14 protein-coding genes are annotated in these 16,353 nt (G+C 60.1%); 4 read left to right on the top strand and 10 right to left on the bottom strand.

Features of this window, described 5'->3' with window-relative positions; genetic code table 11:
* The first annotated feature begins 26 nt into the window (after positions 1–26).
* Together MK6180000_RS15570 and folD are read left to right on the top strand one after the other, a co-directional pair.
* Positions 27–1,703 carry a formate--tetrahydrofolate ligase gene (locus tag MK6180000_RS15570; RefSeq protein WP_138935558.1) on the top strand — a complete coding sequence of 559 codons (1,677 nt, stop codon included), beginning with the start codon at positions 27–29 and terminating at the stop codon, positions 1,701–1,703.
* 135 nt (positions 1,704–1,838) lie between these two features.
* Complete coding sequence (folD, locus tag MK6180000_RS15565) at positions 1,839–2,732, top strand: bifunctional methylenetetrahydrofolate dehydrogenase/methenyltetrahydrofolate cyclohydrolase FolD (RefSeq protein WP_138935557.1); 894 nt, start codon at positions 1,839–1,841, stop codon at positions 2,730–2,732.
* Between the two features lie 68 nt (positions 2,733–2,800).
* Here folD and pdeM read toward each other — a convergent pair whose 3' ends face one another.
* The 6 genes from pdeM to dnaK form a co-directional block, all read right to left on the bottom strand.
* Positions 2,801–3,463, bottom strand: a complete 663-nt coding sequence (gene pdeM / locus MK6180000_RS15560; RefSeq protein ID WP_138935556.1) for a ligase-associated DNA damage response endonuclease PdeM — start codon at positions 3,461–3,463, stop codon at positions 2,801–2,803.
* Between the two features lie 18 nt (positions 3,464–3,481).
* On the bottom strand, positions 3,482–5,437 hold the full coding sequence (locus MK6180000_RS15555) for a DNA gyrase/topoisomerase IV subunit B (protein WP_138935555.1): 1,956 nt from the start codon (positions 5,435–5,437) through the stop codon (positions 3,482–3,484).
* A gap of 99 nt (positions 5,438–5,536) precedes the next feature.
* Positions 5,537–5,824 carry a hypothetical protein gene (locus MK6180000_RS15550; protein WP_138935554.1) on the bottom strand — a complete coding sequence of 96 codons (288 nt, stop codon included), beginning with the start codon at positions 5,822–5,824 and terminating at the stop codon, positions 5,537–5,539.
* A gap of 176 nt (positions 5,825–6,000) precedes the next feature.
* On the bottom strand, positions 6,001–6,810 hold the full coding sequence (locus MK6180000_RS15545; RefSeq protein ID WP_138935553.1) for a division plane positioning ATPase MipZ: 810 nt from the start codon (positions 6,808–6,810) through the stop codon (positions 6,001–6,003).
* A gap of 216 nt (positions 6,811–7,026) precedes the next feature.
* Positions 7,027–8,172 carry a molecular chaperone DnaJ gene (gene dnaJ, locus MK6180000_RS15540; RefSeq protein WP_138935552.1) on the bottom strand — a complete coding sequence of 382 codons (1,146 nt, stop codon included), beginning with the start codon at positions 8,170–8,172 and terminating at the stop codon, positions 7,027–7,029.
* Between the two features lie 75 nt (positions 8,173–8,247).
* A complete protein-coding gene (gene dnaK / locus MK6180000_RS15535; RefSeq protein ID WP_138935551.1) occupies positions 8,248–10,161 on the bottom strand; it encodes a molecular chaperone DnaK in 1,914 nt (637 codons plus the stop codon).
* 152 nt (positions 10,162–10,313) lie between these two features.
* On the opposite strand from dnaK, the gene MK6180000_RS15530 reads away from it, so the two are divergent.
* A complete protein-coding gene (locus MK6180000_RS15530; RefSeq protein ID WP_171054656.1) occupies positions 10,314–10,967 on the top strand; it encodes an alpha-ketoglutarate-dependent dioxygenase AlkB family protein in 654 nt (217 codons plus the stop codon).
* Positions 10,968–11,001: 34 nt separating this feature from the next.
* Here the strand turns inward: MK6180000_RS15530 and MK6180000_RS15525 are convergent, their stop codons facing one another.
* Entirely contained in the window at positions 11,002–11,814 is an 813-nt protein-coding gene (locus MK6180000_RS15525; RefSeq protein WP_138935549.1) for a mechanosensitive ion channel family protein, read from the bottom strand.
* 234 nt (positions 11,815–12,048) lie between these two features.
* Between MK6180000_RS15525 and MK6180000_RS15520 the strand changes: the two genes are divergently transcribed.
* Positions 12,049–12,723, top strand: coding sequence for a cupin domain-containing protein (locus MK6180000_RS15520; protein WP_138935548.1), 675 nt, complete (start codon positions 12,049–12,051; stop codon positions 12,721–12,723).
* 67 nt (positions 12,724–12,790) lie between these two features.
* Here the strand turns inward: MK6180000_RS15520 and mscL are convergent, their stop codons facing one another.
* The 3 genes from mscL to pheT form a co-directional block, all read right to left on the bottom strand.
* A complete protein-coding gene (gene mscL / locus MK6180000_RS15515) occupies positions 12,791–13,222 on the bottom strand; it encodes a large conductance mechanosensitive channel protein MscL (protein WP_138935547.1) in 432 nt (143 codons plus the stop codon).
* Positions 13,223–13,409: 187 nt separating this feature from the next.
* The gene (locus tag MK6180000_RS15510; RefSeq protein WP_138935546.1) at positions 13,410–13,856 is read right to left on the bottom strand and encodes a YtoQ family protein; all 447 of its coding nucleotides are present in this window, start codon (positions 13,854–13,856) and stop codon (positions 13,410–13,412) included.
* A 15-nt stretch (positions 13,857–13,871) separates the two neighbouring features.
* Positions 13,872–16,271, bottom strand: coding sequence for a phenylalanine--tRNA ligase subunit beta (gene pheT / locus MK6180000_RS15505; protein ID WP_138935545.1), 2,400 nt, complete (start codon positions 16,269–16,271; stop codon positions 13,872–13,874).
* Positions 16,272–16,353 lie beyond the last annotated feature (82 nt).

Below are 16,353 nucleotides of genomic sequence, written 5' to 3'. Positions count from 1 at the left end.
CGCAATCCAACGAGGGAATCTGATATATGGCCTATAAGAGCGACATCGAAATTGCGCGCGCCGCAAAGAAGAAACCAATTCAGGAAGTCGGCGACAAGCTGGGCATCCCGACCGAGCATTTGCTTCCCTACGGCCACGACAAGGCCAAGGTGTCTCAGGCGTATATCGACAGCGTTCAGGGCAACAAAAACGGCAAGCTGATTCTGGTAACGGCGATCAACCCGACCCCTGCCGGCGAAGGCAAGACAACCACGACCGTCGGTCTGGGCGATGGCCTGAACCGCATCGGCAAGAAGGCGATGGTGTGTATCCGCGAGGCCTCATTGGGTCCGAACTTTGGCATGAAGGGCGGGGCCGCTGGTGGCGGTTACGCTCAGGTCGTGCCGATGGAGGATATGAACCTGCACTTCACAGGTGACTTCCACGCGATCACGTCCGCCCACTCACTGCTGTCGGCGATGATCGACAACCATATTTATTGGGGCAATGAGCTGGATATCGACATTCGCCGCGTCGTGTGGCGCCGCGTTGTCGACATGAACGACCGCGCACTGCGCCAAATCACCGCGTCGCTGGGCGGTGTCTCGAACGGCTTCCCGAACGAGTCCGGTTTCGACATTACCGTCGCGTCCGAAGTCATGGCGATCCTCTGCCTTGCCAAGAACCTTAAGGATCTGGAAGAGCGTCTGGGATCAATGATCGTGGCTTATCGCCGCGACCGCAGCCCCGTATTCTGCCGCGATATCGAGGCGCAAGGCGCGATGACCGTCCTGCTGAAGGACGCGATGCAGCCCAATCTGGTGCAGACGCTGGAAAACAACCCTGCTTTCGTTCACGGCGGCCCGTTTGCCAACATCGCACACGGCTGCAACTCGGTCACGGCAACGACAACGGCGCTGAAAATCGCTGAATTCGTCGTGACAGAGGCGGGCTTTGGCGCCGACCTTGGCGCCGAGAAGTTCATGAACATCAAGTGCCGCAAGGCCGGCCTCGCGCCTGATTGTGTCGTGCTGGTGGCCACCGTGCGCGCGATGAAGATGAACGGCGGCGTCGCCAAGGGCGATCTGGGCGCCGAGAACGTCGATGCGGTCAAGGAAGGCTGCGCTAACTTGGGCCGTCATATCGGCAACCTCAAGTCGTTCGGTGTGCCGGTCGTCGTGGCAATCAACCACTTCGTCAATGACACCGAGGCCGAGGTTCAGGCGGTCAAAGACTATGTCAGCAGCCAAGGCAGCGAAGCGATCCTGTCGCGCCACTGGGAACTGGGCAGCGAAGGCAGCGCCGATCTGGCAACGCGCGTGGCCGAGATTGCCGAAAGCGGTGTTTCGAATTTCAAGCCGATCTATCCTGACGACATGTCCCTGATGGAGAAGATCGAAACCATCGCAAAGAAGATCTATCATGCCGATGGCGTGGTTGCCGATAGCAAGATCCGCGACCAGTTGAAGCTGTGGGAGGAGCAGGGCTACGGCAAGCTGCCGATCTGCATGGCTAAGACGCAGTACAGCTTTACCACTGATCCCAGCCGCCGCGGCGCGCCTACGGGCCACTCCGTCCCTATTCGCGAAGTACGCCTGAGCGCCGGTGCCGGTTTTGTCGTAGTGGTCTGCGGCGAGATCATGACGATGCCGGGCCTGCCCCGCGCCCCTGCGGCGCAGACGATCCGCTTGAATGATGCGGGCGAGATCGAAGGTCTGTTTTAAACAGCGCGGCTTGCGCGGGGCTGATGCTCCGCGCAAGCTGGTCGGCGGCGTTGGAGGCACCTCGCGCCTTGCGCAAGTATATTAGAACGATAAATGCGAGGGCTGCGCCCTTGCGATCAGCAGAAAGGGCGCGCGATGACGGCTCAGGTAATTGACGGCAAGGCCTTTGCGGCCGAAATTCGGGGCAAAGTGGCGGAGCATGTTGCGCGCCTGAAGGAGAAGCACGATCTGGTGCCGGGCCTCGCCGTGGTGCTGGTGGGAGAGGACCCCGCAAGCCAAGTCTACGTGCGCTCGAAGGGCAAGCAGACCACCGAAGTGGGCATGAAAAGCGTCGAGCATAAACTGGATATAGACACGTCCGAGGCGGATTTGCTGGCGTTGATTGATCAGCTGAACAACGATGACAGCATTCACGGCATTCTAGTCCAGCTACCGCTGCCCAAGCATCTGGATGAGGATCTGGTAATCAATTCAATTGATCCGGCCAAAGATGTCGACGGGTTTCACGTCTCTAATGTCGGCCTACTCGGGACGGGACAAAAAAGCATGGTGCCCTGCACGCCGCTGGGATGCCTGATGATGCTGCGTCATCATCACGGCTCGCTATCGGGCATGGACGCGGTGGTCATCGGGCGCAGCAATATCGTGGGCAAGCCAATGGCGCAGCTGTTGCTTGGCGATAGCTGCACGGTGACGATTGCACATTCTCGGACCAAGGATCTGGCAGACGTGGTGCGCCGCGCCGATATCGTCGTGGCTGCGGTCGGCCGCCCCGAAATGGTGCCGGGCGACTGGATCAAGGAAGGCGCGACGGTTATCGACGTCGGCATCAACCGGATCGAAAAGGACGACGGCAAGACCAAGCTGGTCGGCGACGTCGATTATGCCAGTTGCGCCGAGCGAGCCGGCGCGATCACGCCCGTGCCAGGCGGCGTGGGACCGATGACCATCGCGTGCCTTTTGGCCAATACGCTGACGGCGACCTGCCGCGCTAACGGGCTGGAAGAGCCGGAGGGGCTGACCGTCTGATACGCGGCGCCGGGTTTTTTGAAATGACGGACGGGCCATTCTCTTGATTGAAGATGGCCCGAACTGCGTTAGCGCGGCATCGGAACGGCGCGAGCGGCGCTTCCTGTCAGGACCGCTACAGCCTCGGCCCGCATGAGGCGGGTAAGCGCAGGATTATCGCTGCGCAGCCCGCCGGTATAGGTGCCGTAGGCCGGCAAGATCACTCGGTCGGTATCGATCAAAAAGGCCGGCCGACTAATGCTGCGGCCACGCATTTTTACCTGCGCCTTTGGGTGATAATGGCCCGATAACTCGCCGCTCGCGCCGGGGCGGGCGATGTGGCGAAAGGTAAGCGGCGGGATCGGTAGCTCGGATAGGTGCGCGCCGCCCAAATCGACAGGGCCGGGATCATGATTGCCCTCAATCCAGACCCAGCGTCGCCCCGATTGCAGCGTGGCAATCCATAGTTTCTCGGCATCGCTGAGGGCATCCGCGGCTGCAGTATCATCAAAGCTGTCGCCAAGGCAGATCACCGTTTTGGCGCCGGTGATGCGCAGGTCCGCCTCCAACCGCGAAAGGGTATCGCGCGTCTCATAGGGCGGCAAGGAACCGGCGCCGCGGCGCGCACGCCGCTCGGATTTACCAAGGTGCAAATCGGATACGCAAAGCAGGTTTTCGTCCGGCCAATAGAGCGCGCCAGTGGGCAGCGCAATCAGCGGCGCGCCTGCGAGGGTGAAGGGATGGATAGACATGAAATACGGCTGCCTCAGTCAGACATCCAGTTCCTCGGCAAACCGCGCGTTTTCCTGAATGTATTGAAACCTTAGCTCCGGTTTTTTGCCCATCAATCGCTCGACCAGATCGCCGGTTTGCCCCGGTTCATCCTCGTCTATCGTGACGCGGATCAGCTTGCGGGACTGGACGTTCATCGTGGTTTCCTTGAGGTCCTTGGCATCCATTTCGCCCAAACCCTTGAACCGGCTTACATCAATCTTGCCCTTGCCGCCCAGCCCCTTGGCCAGCCACACGTCGCGCTCGGCCTCATCGATGCAATACACGCGCCGCGCGCCTTGGCTAAGACGGTAGAGCGGCGGGCAGGCAAGGTAGAGATGGCCCGCGTCGATCATTGGACGCATCTGCGTAAAGAAGAACGTCATCAGCAGCGCCGCAATATGCGCGCCGTCAACATCGGCGTCAGTCATGATGATAATCTTGTCATAGCGCAGATCATCAAGGTTGAATTTTGATCCGAGGCCAACACCAAGCGCCTGCGTCAGATCGCTGATCTCTTGGTTGCTGCCCAGCTTCGAGCTGGCAGCGCCCAGAACGTTCAGGATTTTTCCGCGGAGGGGTAGCAGTGCCTGAATCTTGCGGTCCCTCGCCATTTTGGCGGACCCGCCAGCGCTATCGCCCTCGACGATGAACAACTCGGTTCCGTCGCGAGTGCTCGACGAGCAGTCGACCAGCTTGCCAGGTAGGCGCAGCTTCTTGGTCGCGGTCTTGCGCTGCGTCTCCTTTTCTTGGCGGCGGCGCAAGCGTTCCTCGGCACGCAGAACCAGAAAATCCAAGATCGCGCCGGCCGATTTCGTGTCTGCGGCTAGCCAGTTATCAAAGTGATCGCGCACCGAATTTTCGACCATCCGCTGTGCGTCGACGGTGGCCAGCCGGTCTTTGGTCTGGCCAACGAACTCAGGCTCGCGGATAAAGCAGGACACAAGCGCGCCGGCACCGGTCATCAGATCCTCGCGCGTGATGGTTGCGGCTTTCTTGACGTTTACCAGCTCGCCGTAGGCCTTGATCCCCTTGGTGATCGCGGCCCAGAACCCAGCCTCATGCGTGCCGCCCTCGGGCGTGGGGACGGTGTTGCAATAAGATTGGATGAAGCCATCGCGTGCGGGCGTCCAGTTGATTGCCCATTCAACCTTACCGGGGACCTTGAACTTCTCAAAGCTGACGGAGCCGGCAAAGGGTGTGTCGGCATAGGTCGTGGCGCCGTCCAACGCCTCGGTCAGGTAGTCGGACAGACCGCCTGGAAAGTGAAACTTTGCCTCTCGCGGCGTCTCGCCGTCGTCGATCTCCGTCTTCCATCGGATTTCGACGCCAGAGAAAAGATAAGCTTTGGACCGGGCCATTTTGAAAAGGCGTGCAGGCTTTAGCTGGAGCGAGCCAAAGATGTCAGGATCAGGATGAAAGGTGACGGAAGTGCCGCGCCGATTGGGCGCGGAGCCAATTTTTGCGATCGGAGCGACGGGCATCCCGCGCGAGAATTCCATCGCGTACAGTTCTTTGTTACGGGCGACCTCAACGCGCAAATGGTCCGACAGCGCATTGACGACCGATGAGCCGACGCCGTGTAGTCCGCCCGACGTCTCGTAGCTGTCGCCCGAGAATTTGCCGCCCGCATTCAGCGTGCAGAATATGATCTCAAGCGCGGATTTCGCCGGGTCTTTGGGGTGGGGTCCGGTGGGGATGCCGCGGCCATTGTCGCGCACCGAAACGTGGCCGTTCTGGTGCAGCTCTACCTCGATCCACGTGGCATGGCCGGCCACAGCCTCATCCATCGAGTTGTCGATAATCTCGGCCACCATATGGTGCAGCGCGCGGTCGTCCTTGCCGCCGATATACATGCCGGGGCGCAGGCGGACATGCTCCATATCCTCGAGGACTTGGATTGAGGACGCGTCATAGTCGCCCGAGGATGTGGCGGCGGTCAAAAGGTCGGACATTGGTGCGCTGCTCGCTATTTATGGGTTGGACTGATTATGGCAGAGCGGCGCAGAGGTTGAAAGATGCGCGTAACGGTATGCGCACGAAAGCAGGTGTGATTAGCCCAGTCCGCTGGGCCAAATCACAACGCCGAATGCGTTTACGCCTAGCAAGGCAGCGGTTAACGCAGCCAATCGCCGACGTTGCCGCTGGTGATCTGATTTTCCAAAAAATCGGCGCAGTTGCGAGATTGGCATGCGGATTGCAGAAGATGTACCACTATAGGCACTGCGCCAGTGGCGCGCATCGCGTGAGAGCTGGACCATCTCGCGGCACAGCATCCAGACCCAAAGGGCAAAAAGGGTCGCAGATGCGCCCAGCCACATGACCTGCAAGAATTGCATCACCGTTGCACCGCCTTGATATCCCTATCCATGCCCACGTTCCTCGCTGAACTTGATCGCGGAGACCCCGGCGTTCATTCTGCGCCGATTCTCATGAATAGATCGCTAATTTCAGCGGAACTTGTGTACTGGGCCAAGTATGCCGCCAGGATAAAAGGCGCGCCGGCGGCAATACTCGCTCAGAAATTCGGCTCGATCCCCGGCAGCTTGAGTGCCTTAATCAGGTCGCGCAGCTCCTGCCGGGCCGCAACGTTCGAGATGTTAAGCTGCTTGACGCCCACATCCTTGAGATCTAGCAAGGTCAGGCCGCGCGGAAATAGCTCGCGAAAAATCACCCGCTCGTTAAAGCCGGGGGCGGTGCGAAAGCCGATGCGCTTGGCAAGGTTATCCAGAGCGAGGCCCATTTTCTCTTTGTTCACCATGGCTTGGGCGCCGACACGGTTGCGGACGACTATCCAATCGATTGGCTTCAGCCCCGCTTGCGCACGCAATTGCCGCGCATTCCAGACCATCTCGGAATAAACTGAAGGGCGCAGGATCTTGCGTCCGTCTGCATCGACATGGGCAAGCAGATCGAAATCAACGAAACTATCGTTAAGTGGCGTGATTAGCGTATCGGCAAGGCTGTGCGCGACTTGGCTGAGACGGGTGTGAGAGCCGGGGCAGTCGATCACGATGAAATCGCTGTCGGGTTCCAGCGTTGCGACAGCCTCGGACAGGCGGCGGTCGTAGACGTTCTCACCGGGGCTAAGCGCGGCGGCGTCCACCTCAGGCAGGTCATGATAAAAAGGGCTGGGAAGTTCTAAACCGGCCTTGGCCAAAAACGCCTTGCGGTTTTCGGCATAGCGCCCGAACGTTTTCTGCCGCAGGTCCAAATCCAAAGCGCTGACCGTTTTGCCCATCCGCGCCAGCGCGGTGGCGACGTGCATCGACACCGTAGATTTACCTGCGCCGCCTTTTTCGTTTCCGACGACGATTATATGCGCCATGTCCCAAGATCCCTTGCCCCACGCCCTCGACTTGGGGCGTTTCGCGTATATTATCGCGGCCCCCGGAAATATGAAAGGGCGCGCGAAATTTGATATCATACCGCGTTTGCCGCGCAACGCGCATGCTGCAGAGCAACAGTTGCGCCTATCAAAAACGAATAGAGCGGCCCAGCCGGACCGCTCCTAATTCTTTAGGGTTTTAGCGAGCAGGTGAAATCAGCCCTTCATGCTATCCCAGAACGACTTGACCGAGCGAAAGAATGTCTTGCTTTCGGGATTGTTATCCTCCGATAGCGCCTCGAATTCGCGCAGCAGTTCCTTTTGCTTCGACGTCAGGTTTACGGGCGTCTCAACGGCCAACTCGATGAACATGTCGCCCGCACCGCCGCCGCGCAGGGCTGGCATACCCTTGCCACGCAAGCGCATCTGGCGGCCCGCTTGACTACCAGCTGGGATCTTTACCTTGCTACGGCCACCGTCAATTGTCGGCACCTCAATATCACCGCCAATCGCGGCAGTAATCATCGACACAGGCACGTTGCAGAACAGATTGTTCTCCTCGCGCTCGAACAGGCTGTGCTTGGTCACCTCGATAAAAATGTAAAGGTCGCCCGGAGGTCCACCGCGCATCCCGGCCTCGCCCTCGCCCGACAAGCGTATCCGCGTGCCGGTCTCAACCCCGGCAGGGATGTTCACGCTAAGGGCACGATCCTTCTCGACGCGGCCTTGGCCGCCGCAGGATTTGCACGGGTTCTGCACGATCTGTCCCATGCCAGAACATGTGGGGCAGGTCCGCTCGACTGTGAAAAAACCCTGCTGCGCGCGCACCTTGCCCATGCCTGAACAGGTGGGGCATGTCGTTGGCTCAGCGCCGCCCTCAGCGCCCGATCCGTCGCAGGATTTGCACTGGATTGAGGTCGGCACGTTGATCGTCTTTTGCAGGCCCAGATAGGCCTCCTCCAGTGTGACGCGCATGTTGTAACGCAGGTCTGATCCGCGTGCGGCGCGCTGGCGTCCGCCGCCACCGCGCGCGCCCATGAAATCGCCAAAGAGATCGTCAAACACGTCTGAAAATGCGCTGGAGAAGTCGCCTTGACCTCCGCCGGGGCGCCCGCCACCGCCGCCGCCCATTCCGCCTTCAAAAGCGGCGTGACCAAATCGGTCGTAGGCTGCCTTCTTCTCGGCGTCCTTCAGGACCTCATAAGCCTCGCCCGCTTCCTTGAATTGGGTCTCGGCGTTAGGATTGTCTTTGTTGCTGTCGGGGTGCAGCGCCTTGGCGCGCCCGCGATACGCTTTTTTAATCTCATCCGGTGAGGCCGCGCGCGCGACGCCAAGAACCTCGTAATAACAGCGTTTTGCCATGCGATAACTCCTAAACCTGAAACGAGTTGGGCCGGCCTAGCTGAAAGACCGGCCCGAAGGTTTCTTAGTGGCGCATCAGGCGCGCTTGTTATCGTCAAGGTCCTCGAAGTCGGCGTCGACGATGTCGTCTGAGCCCGGCCCGCCGGCTTCATCAGCGGCGGCAGGGCCGCCGTCGTCGTCGCTCTGGCTGGCCTTATAGATCGCCTCACCCAGCTTCATAGCCGCTTCGGTAACGTTCTGGATGCCAGACTTGATCTTGCTTGCGTCATCCTTCTCCAGATCGTCCTTCAGTGCCGAGATCGCCAGCTCAATGGCCTCAATTGTAGTCGGGTCCACCTTGTCGGCATGCTCTTCCATCGACTTTTCGGTCGAGTCGATCAGGCTTTCAGCTTGGTTCTTGGCCTCCACCAGTTCGCGGCGCTCCTTATCGGAGTCGGCGTTCTCTTCGGCATCCTTGACCATACGTTCGATGTCCTCGTCGCTGAGGCCACCCGATGCTTGTATCGTGATTTTCTGTTCTTTGTTCGTGCCTTTATCCTTGGCTGACACTGACACGATACCGTTGGTGTCAATATCGAACGTCACCTCGATCTGGGGCATGCCGCGCGGTGCGGGCGGTATGTTTTCCAGATTGAACTGGCCCAGCATCTTGTTGTCGGCGGCCATCTCACGCTCACCTTGGAACACACGGATCGTCACCGCGCTCTGGCTGTCCTCGGCGGTCGAGAAGACTTGAGACTTGTTCGTCGGGATGGTCGTGTTGCGGTCGATCAGGCGGGTAAAGACACCGCCAAGCGTCTCGATGCCAAGGCTCAGGGGCGTGACGTCCAGAAGGACGACGTCCTTGATATCGCCTTGCAAGACGGCGGCCTGAATTGCGGCGCCCATAGCGACGACCTCATCAGGGTTTACGCCCTTGTTAGGCTCTTTGCCGAACAGTTTGGTCACCTCTTCGATCACCTTGGGCATGCGGGTCATACCGCCGACCAGAACGACCTCGTCGATGTCCGACGCGGACAGGCCGGCATCCTTCAACGCGGCTTGGCACGGTTTCAGCGACGATTTGATCAGGTCACCAACCAGCGATTCCAGCTTGGCACGGGTCAGTTTCATAACCATGTGCAGCGGCTGGCCGCTGGACGACATCGAAATGAATGGCTGGTTGATCTCGGTCTGCGAGGACGAGCTAAGCTCGATCTTGGCCTTTTCAGCCGCCTCTTTCAGACGCTGCAACGCCATCTTGTCCTTGGTCAGGTCGACCTGATGCTCTTTCTTGAACTCGCCCGCCAGATAATCGACGATCCGCATGTCAAAGTCTTCGCCGCCGAGGAACGTGTCGCCGTTGGTCGCCTTGACTTCGAACAGGCCGTCCTCAATCTCGAGGATGGTCACGTCGAATGTACCGCCGCCAAGGTCATAGACCGCGATCGTCTGGGCGTTTTCCTTGTCTAGGCCATAGGCCAGCGCGGCTGCTGTCGGCTCGTTGATGATGCGCAGCACTTCGAGGCCGGCAATCTTGCCCGCGTCCTTGGTAGCTTGGCGCTGGGCGTCGTTAAAATATGCGGGCACGGTGATGACGGCCTGCGTGACCTCTTCGCCAAGGTAGCTCTCGGCGGTTTCTTTCATCTTGCCCAGAATGAATGCGCTGAGCTGGCTGGGCGAATACTTCTCGCCGCGCGCCTCAACCCATGCGTCGCCATTGCCGCCGTCGATGATTTTGAACGGCATGTTCTTCTTGTCTTTGGACAGATGCTTGTCATCGGCACGGCGGCCGATCAGGCGCTTGACGCCAAAGACGGTGTTTTCGGGGTTCGTGACGGCCTGCCGCTTGGCGGGCTGGCCAACGAGGCGCTCGTTCTCTGTAAAGGCGACGATCGACGGTGTCGTGCGCGCGCCTTCTGAGTTTTCGATCACGCGGGCTGTTTTGCCGTCCATGATGGCAACGCAGCTGTTTGTTGTTCCGAGGTCGATACCAATAACTTTGGACATGTATTCATCCCTTTCTCTTTAGGCGATATAGCAGGACAGGACCCGTTTCGGCATCCTAGCCCCGGTTATGTTAGGCGCGGCTCATGTTTGCGGGCCATTGCGTCTGGGCGTATATAGGGAGGGCTTGAAGGCCCTGCAAGCGCTGCGAGGCGATGGAATTTGCAGTTTTTTCGCAAAATAGGTGCTGGGGGGGGGGCGCAGGTGTGACCGAACTTGATCTTCGCGGCTTCCGCATTATGCCCGGATATCTGGGCGCGGAGCAACAAATTGCGCTGGTCGGCGCGCTGCGAAGCGTGGTGTCAGCGGCGCCACTGTTTTCGCCCATGACCCCAATGGGCCGCGCGATGAGTGTGCGAATGACATCCGCCGGGCGCTATGGCTGGGTGTCAGATAAAACAGGCTACCGCTATGCGCGAACGCATCCGGATGGGCAGGCGTGGCCCGACATCCCCGAGGCCGTGCTGTCGATCTGGCGCGATTTGGTAAGCGGCGCGCGCGGCCCCGATTGCTGTTTGCTGAACTACTACGCAGAGGGCGCGCGCATGGGCCTGCACCAAGACCGGGACGAGGCTGATTTCAGCTGGCCCGTACTGTCGATCTCGCTGGGCGACGAGGGGCTTTTGCGCGTCGGCGGCACGGCGCGCGGCGGCAGCACAGTGTCGCACTGGCTGCGTTCGGGCGACGTGGTGGTGATGGGCGGTGACGCGCGCAAGGCATATCACGGCGTTGATCGCATTAAATTCGGGTCGTCGTCGCTGCTCAGGGGCGCCGGGCGGATAAATCTGACCTGCCGTGTGGTGGACTGAGAATGCGCAACGAAAGCCCGGCGCAGCGCTAGCGTTAGCCGGCCTTCTTTGGCTCAACATTCACCTGATGAGGGAACGGAATTGAAATGCCCTTGGCGTCGAAGTCTTCCTTGATCGCCTTCGTTAGCTCGAACTTGACGTTCCAATAATCGGCGGTCGCGGTCCACAGCCGCGCCGTGATATCGACCGAGCTATCGCCAAGGTTCGTAACGCGCGCCCATGGCTCAGGATCGCTCATGATGCGCTCGTCCGCGCGGGCATTTTCCAGAATGATCTGCATCGCTGTATCTGCGCTGTCCGCATAATCGACGCCAAACACCAGATCCAGACGCCGCGTGTCATGCGCTGAATAGTTGGTGATGATCGACCCCCACGCCTGACCGTTTGGTACGATGATCTGCACGTTCTGCGGTGTCGTCAGTTCTGTAAAAAACAGCGCGACCTCGCTGACCGTGCCGCTGGTGCCGCCAATATCCACGTATTGCCCCAGCTTGTAGGGGCGAAAGATCACCAGCATGATCCCCGCCGCCAGATCGGCCAGCGTGCCCTGCAGCGCCAGACCAATGGCCAGCGTCGCTGCGCCCAGCACGGCCACCACGCTGGTTGCCTCGATGCCAAATAGGTTCAGCACCGCCAGCAACACCATGATGCGGATCGCCCAGGTCGCAATAGTGGCAAAGAAATTGCCCAGCGTCTGGTCGATCCGCTTATGTTTGCGCACTTGGCGCCGAATGAATGCCCCAACAAACCCGGCGATTGTCCAGCCGATCACTAACACGAGCAGCGCCTTGACCGCATTGATCACCAGCGGCGCGTAGCCGCCCAATTGATCCATAAATTGTTCCATGTCGTGCCTGCCTGTTGATTTTACCGAAATATGCTTTGGGCGCCCAAATAACTGGATTGGCGCAATAGACAAAGGTTTATCTCAGGCGCTCATGCTGATCCGGTGGGTAATAGCAACGTCGCTTTGGCTGACGGCCAGCGGCATCGTGCTGATCCAAAAAGGATTGACCGATCAGGTTGAGAGCGTATCGATGAAATTGCCAGCAAGTGAACGCTAGGCTAAAGGAGCAAGTATATGGACATAAACGCAGACTTTGGCCAACGCACTGCCGTTCACGCGGCTAACATGCCTTGGTCGCCCTCGCCGATGGCGGGGGTAGACCGCCGGATGCTGGACCGGATGGGCGATGAGGTGGCGCGCGCCACCAGCATCGTACGCTATGCGCCCGGCAGCGCATTTTCCCCGCACGTTCATACGGGCGGCGAAGAGTTTCTGGTACTCGACGGCGTTTTTTCGGACGAGCATGGCGATTTTCCGGCGGGCAGCTACATCCGCAACCCGCCGCAGTCGCGGCACACGCCCGGCTCGGTGCCCGGCTGCACGATCTTCGTTAAGCTGTGGCAGTTCGATCTGGCCGACCGCACGCATGTGCGCATCGACACCGGCAAGATACCGTTTCAGCCTGTGTCAGACGGCATCGAGGTAATGCCGCTGTTTTCCGACGAGCGCGAGGAGGTGGTGCAAGAGCGTTGGGCACCCGGCATTGCGCTGGATTTAAACGCAGATGGTGGTGCTGAAATTCCGGTGCTGCAAGGCGGATTTGCCGAGGGCAGCGAGGCATTCAGCCCGCAAAGCTGGCTGCGCCTACCGCGCGGCGGGAGCGCCAAACTGGTATCGGGGCCGGACGGCGCGCTGGTCTGGATCAAGAGAGGCCACCTAAGTGTCGATCCAGTCGCCCCGGCGGTTTGATATTCAGGCCTGATACAACAAAGGGAGCGAGTATTCACCCGCTCCCTTAGCGATTTAACGACTTGGATCAGCGGGTCTTCAGGGCGTCGCGGATCTCAATCAGGATGTCTTTCTCGGACGGGCCAGTGACCACTTCGGGTGCGACATCATCGGGCTTTTCGGCCAATGATTTCACCTTGTTCACATACTTCACCAACATGAAGACAACGAATGCAATAATCAGGAAGTTGATGACGGCCATCAAGAACGCGCCATAGGCAAAGACCGAAGCGCCCGTCTCGCGTGCGACCTCAAGCGATGCGCCCGCAGGTACTTCGCCTGCCAGAACGGCGTAGTTGTTGGTAAAATCAACGCCGCCTGTAAAGAGACCGATAATGGGGTTGATCAGGTCGCCGACCATAGACGTCACGATAGCGGTGAATGCCGCGCCGATGATGATACCAACGGCCATGTCCATGACATTGCCCTTGGCGATAAAGTCCTTAAATTCATTTAGCATTATTGTCCCTCGTCTATATTTTCAAAGGGCCGCTTTGCGCGGCCTCATCGGGACGTTAATGCACATTTTTGGCTCAATATCTATGATAATGTCGATGCTTTGCCCCCGTAGGCAATGATCCGGCGGCGGTGCGGCGCCCACTGCCGCCCCCCCTTGTGGCGTGCTTGGCCGGCCCCGGCGCTTCGCCTTATTTAGGCAGCGTGCCGTCCAGCACGTAGCGCAGGATCTGCACCACTTGCTCGGGCGTGCGCGCGACGGCCAGCGCGGCAGCATCGACTTCTTTGAGTGCATGGTCATGCTCTTCAGGCTGAAGAATGATCAGCGACTTGTCCATAGCAGCGGCGTAGCCCGCATCGAACGCGGCGTTCCACTGTTTGTACTTGTCGCCAAAGCGGACCACGACGATGTCGGCCTCCTCGATGCCCTGACGTGTGCGGATCGCGTTTAGCTTGGCACCTTTGTGGTCGTGCCAGAACTTTTCCGCTTCGGCCCCCAGAATGGCGACACCGCAATCGTCGCTGGCGCTGTGATCCGTGACCGGCGCGCTAAAGTCGATATTCAGCCCGCTCGCGCCTTGTGCGATCTGGTCGCGCCAGTCGGTGTGAATCTCGCCGCTCAAATATACGTTTAGCATCGCTTTCTCCTTCGCTTAGCCGCGCAAAACGCCGCCTGTCGCCTTGGTAACTTTCTCAACGATCTTGGCCGACACGGCCTCGATGTCGGCATCCTTTAGCGTCGCCTCGATAGGCTGGAGCCGGACCGTGACCGCCAGTGACTTCTTTCCCTCGCCCAGCGATCCGCCAATGAATTCGTCAAAGACGCGCACATCCTCGATGAGTGCCTTGTCGGCACCAGCAGCAGCATTTACCAGCGTCAGCGCCTCGACATCTGCATCAACGACGAACGCAAAATCACGCTCCACGGCCTGCAAATCGCGGATTTGTGCCGCGCCGCGGTTGGCGGTGGCATTGCGCGGCAGGGGAATCTCGGCGGGCCAGATGGTGAAGGCTACGGCGCTGCCTTTGATGCCCATCGCGCGCAGGGTTTTTGGATGCAGTTCGCCAAAGACACCCAGCACCTTTTTCGGCCCGAGGCAGATCATGCCATGACGCCCCGGATGCCACCATTCTGCCGCGCCGCGCAGGATCTGCACCTTGGCGGGCGCGCCGATGGCCGCGAGGATTGCCTCGGCGTCCGCGCGCGCATCGTAAAGGTCGACCGGGCGGGAGCTGCCATGCACATCCTTCGGCTCAGTCCGCCCCAGCATGATGCCCGAAACCTGCAAATGCTGCTCACCCGGCTCGCCGCCATGAAAGGCATGGCCGACCTCGAAAAGCGCCATATCGGTGATCCCGCGCGCAAGGTTGCGTGCCGCCGCCTGCAAGAGGCCTGGCAACAGTGCGGGGCGCATATGGCTCATCTCGCTACTGATCGGATTGGCCAACATCGTCGCGTCATCGCCGCCGCCAAACAAAGTTGCTGATGCCTTGTCTACAAAGCTGTAGGTGACGCATTCGTTGTAGCCTAGCGCCGCCGCCGTGCGCCGTGCAATCTGCTCACGCTTTTGCATGGGCGACAGGATGGGTGCTGGCACGCCGGCCTGCATCCGGGGCAGGGGGCGGCCCACCAGCTTGGTCAGCGACGCGATGCGCGCCACCTCCTCGACCAGATCAGCCTCACCCGTCACGTCGGGCCGCCAGCTGGGCACGGTGGCCATATCGCCCTCAAGCCGGAAGCCGAGGGCCGTCAGCGTCTGGCGCTGCTCAGCCTCGGGAATGTCCATGCCGACCAGTGACTGCACCTTGGCCGGGACCAGTTTGTAGGCGCGGCGCGTGTCCGGCACCTTGCCTGCCTTCACCAAATTGGACGGCGTTCCGCCGCAGAGGTCGATGATCATCCGCGTGGCCAGATCGACGGCCTCCATGTTGAAGGCGGGATCAATCCCCCGCTCGTTGCGGTACCGCGCGTCCGAGTTGATTTTCAGCGCACGGCCCGTGGCGGCGATCTGGATATGGTCCCAGACGGCAGCCTCAAGGAACACATCAGCCGTGTCCTCGGTGCAGCCCGTCGCCAGCCCGCCCATGATGCCACCGATGCTCAGAATGCCGCTATCGTCAGAAATTACGACCTGCCCGGCGCCAAAGGTATGCTCCTTTTCGTCCAGCCCTGTCAGCGTCTCGCCGCCCTTGGTGCGGTGGATGCGCAGATCGCCCTGCACCTTGCCTGCGTCAAAAACGTGCAGAGGGCGGTTCCGGTCGAAGGTAAAGAAGTTCGTCACGTCGACCAGCGCCGAAATAGGCCGCAGCCCGATAGCGCGCAATCGGTCCTGAAGCCACTCGGGGCTGGGTCCGTTTTTGACGCCGCGAATGACGCGCCCGGCGAATACTTCGCAGCCGTTCCGGGCGGTATCCTCGTCAATGGTCACGGCGATCGGGCTGGGAAATTCGCCCTCGATATGAGCTGTAGGTGCGTTCTTCAGCTGGCCCAGACCGCGTGCTGCCAGATCGCGGGCGATACCGCGCACGCCCAGCGCATCGGGGCGGTTGGGGGTGATCGCAATCTCGATCACCGGGTCCACCTTGGCCGGATCATTGGCCGCCAGCCAGTCGATATAGCGCTCGCCGATCTCGCCCGAGGCCAGCTCGATAATGCCGTCATGCTCCTCCGACAGTTCCATCTCCCGTTCCGAGCACATCATGCCGTAGCTCTCGATCCCGCGTATTTTGCCGACGCCAATGGTGGTGTCGATGCCCGGCACGTAAACGCCCGGCTTGGCCACGACGACGGTGATCCCCTCGCGGGCATTGGGCGCGCCGCAGATGATCTGCAACTCGCCATCGTCCGTGGCCACTTTGCACACGCGCAGACGGTCAGCATCGGGGTGCGGTTCGGCATGGGTGACCTTGCCGATGGTGAACTCAGCCAGCCGCGCGGCAGGGTTGGTGACGCCCTCGACCTCAAGACCCAGATCGGTCAGCGCATAGGTGATCTCATCAACCGAAGCGCGCGTGTCGAGATGGTCTTTGAGCCAGGAAAGCGTGAATTTCATGTGCCGTCATCCGCAGGTGATTATGGGTTGGCCTCGCATACCGCAGAAGGCGCGGCGGGGGAAGGGCGGAGGCAGCGGGGTG

The organism is Roseovarius arcticus, from assembly GCF_006125015.1.
GTDB classification, from domain to species: domain Bacteria; phylum Pseudomonadota; class Alphaproteobacteria; order Rhodobacterales; family Rhodobacteraceae; genus Roseovarius; species Roseovarius arcticus.
Note: the sequence above shows the minus strand (reverse complement) of the source record. Positions and strands in the feature narration are given on the sequence as shown.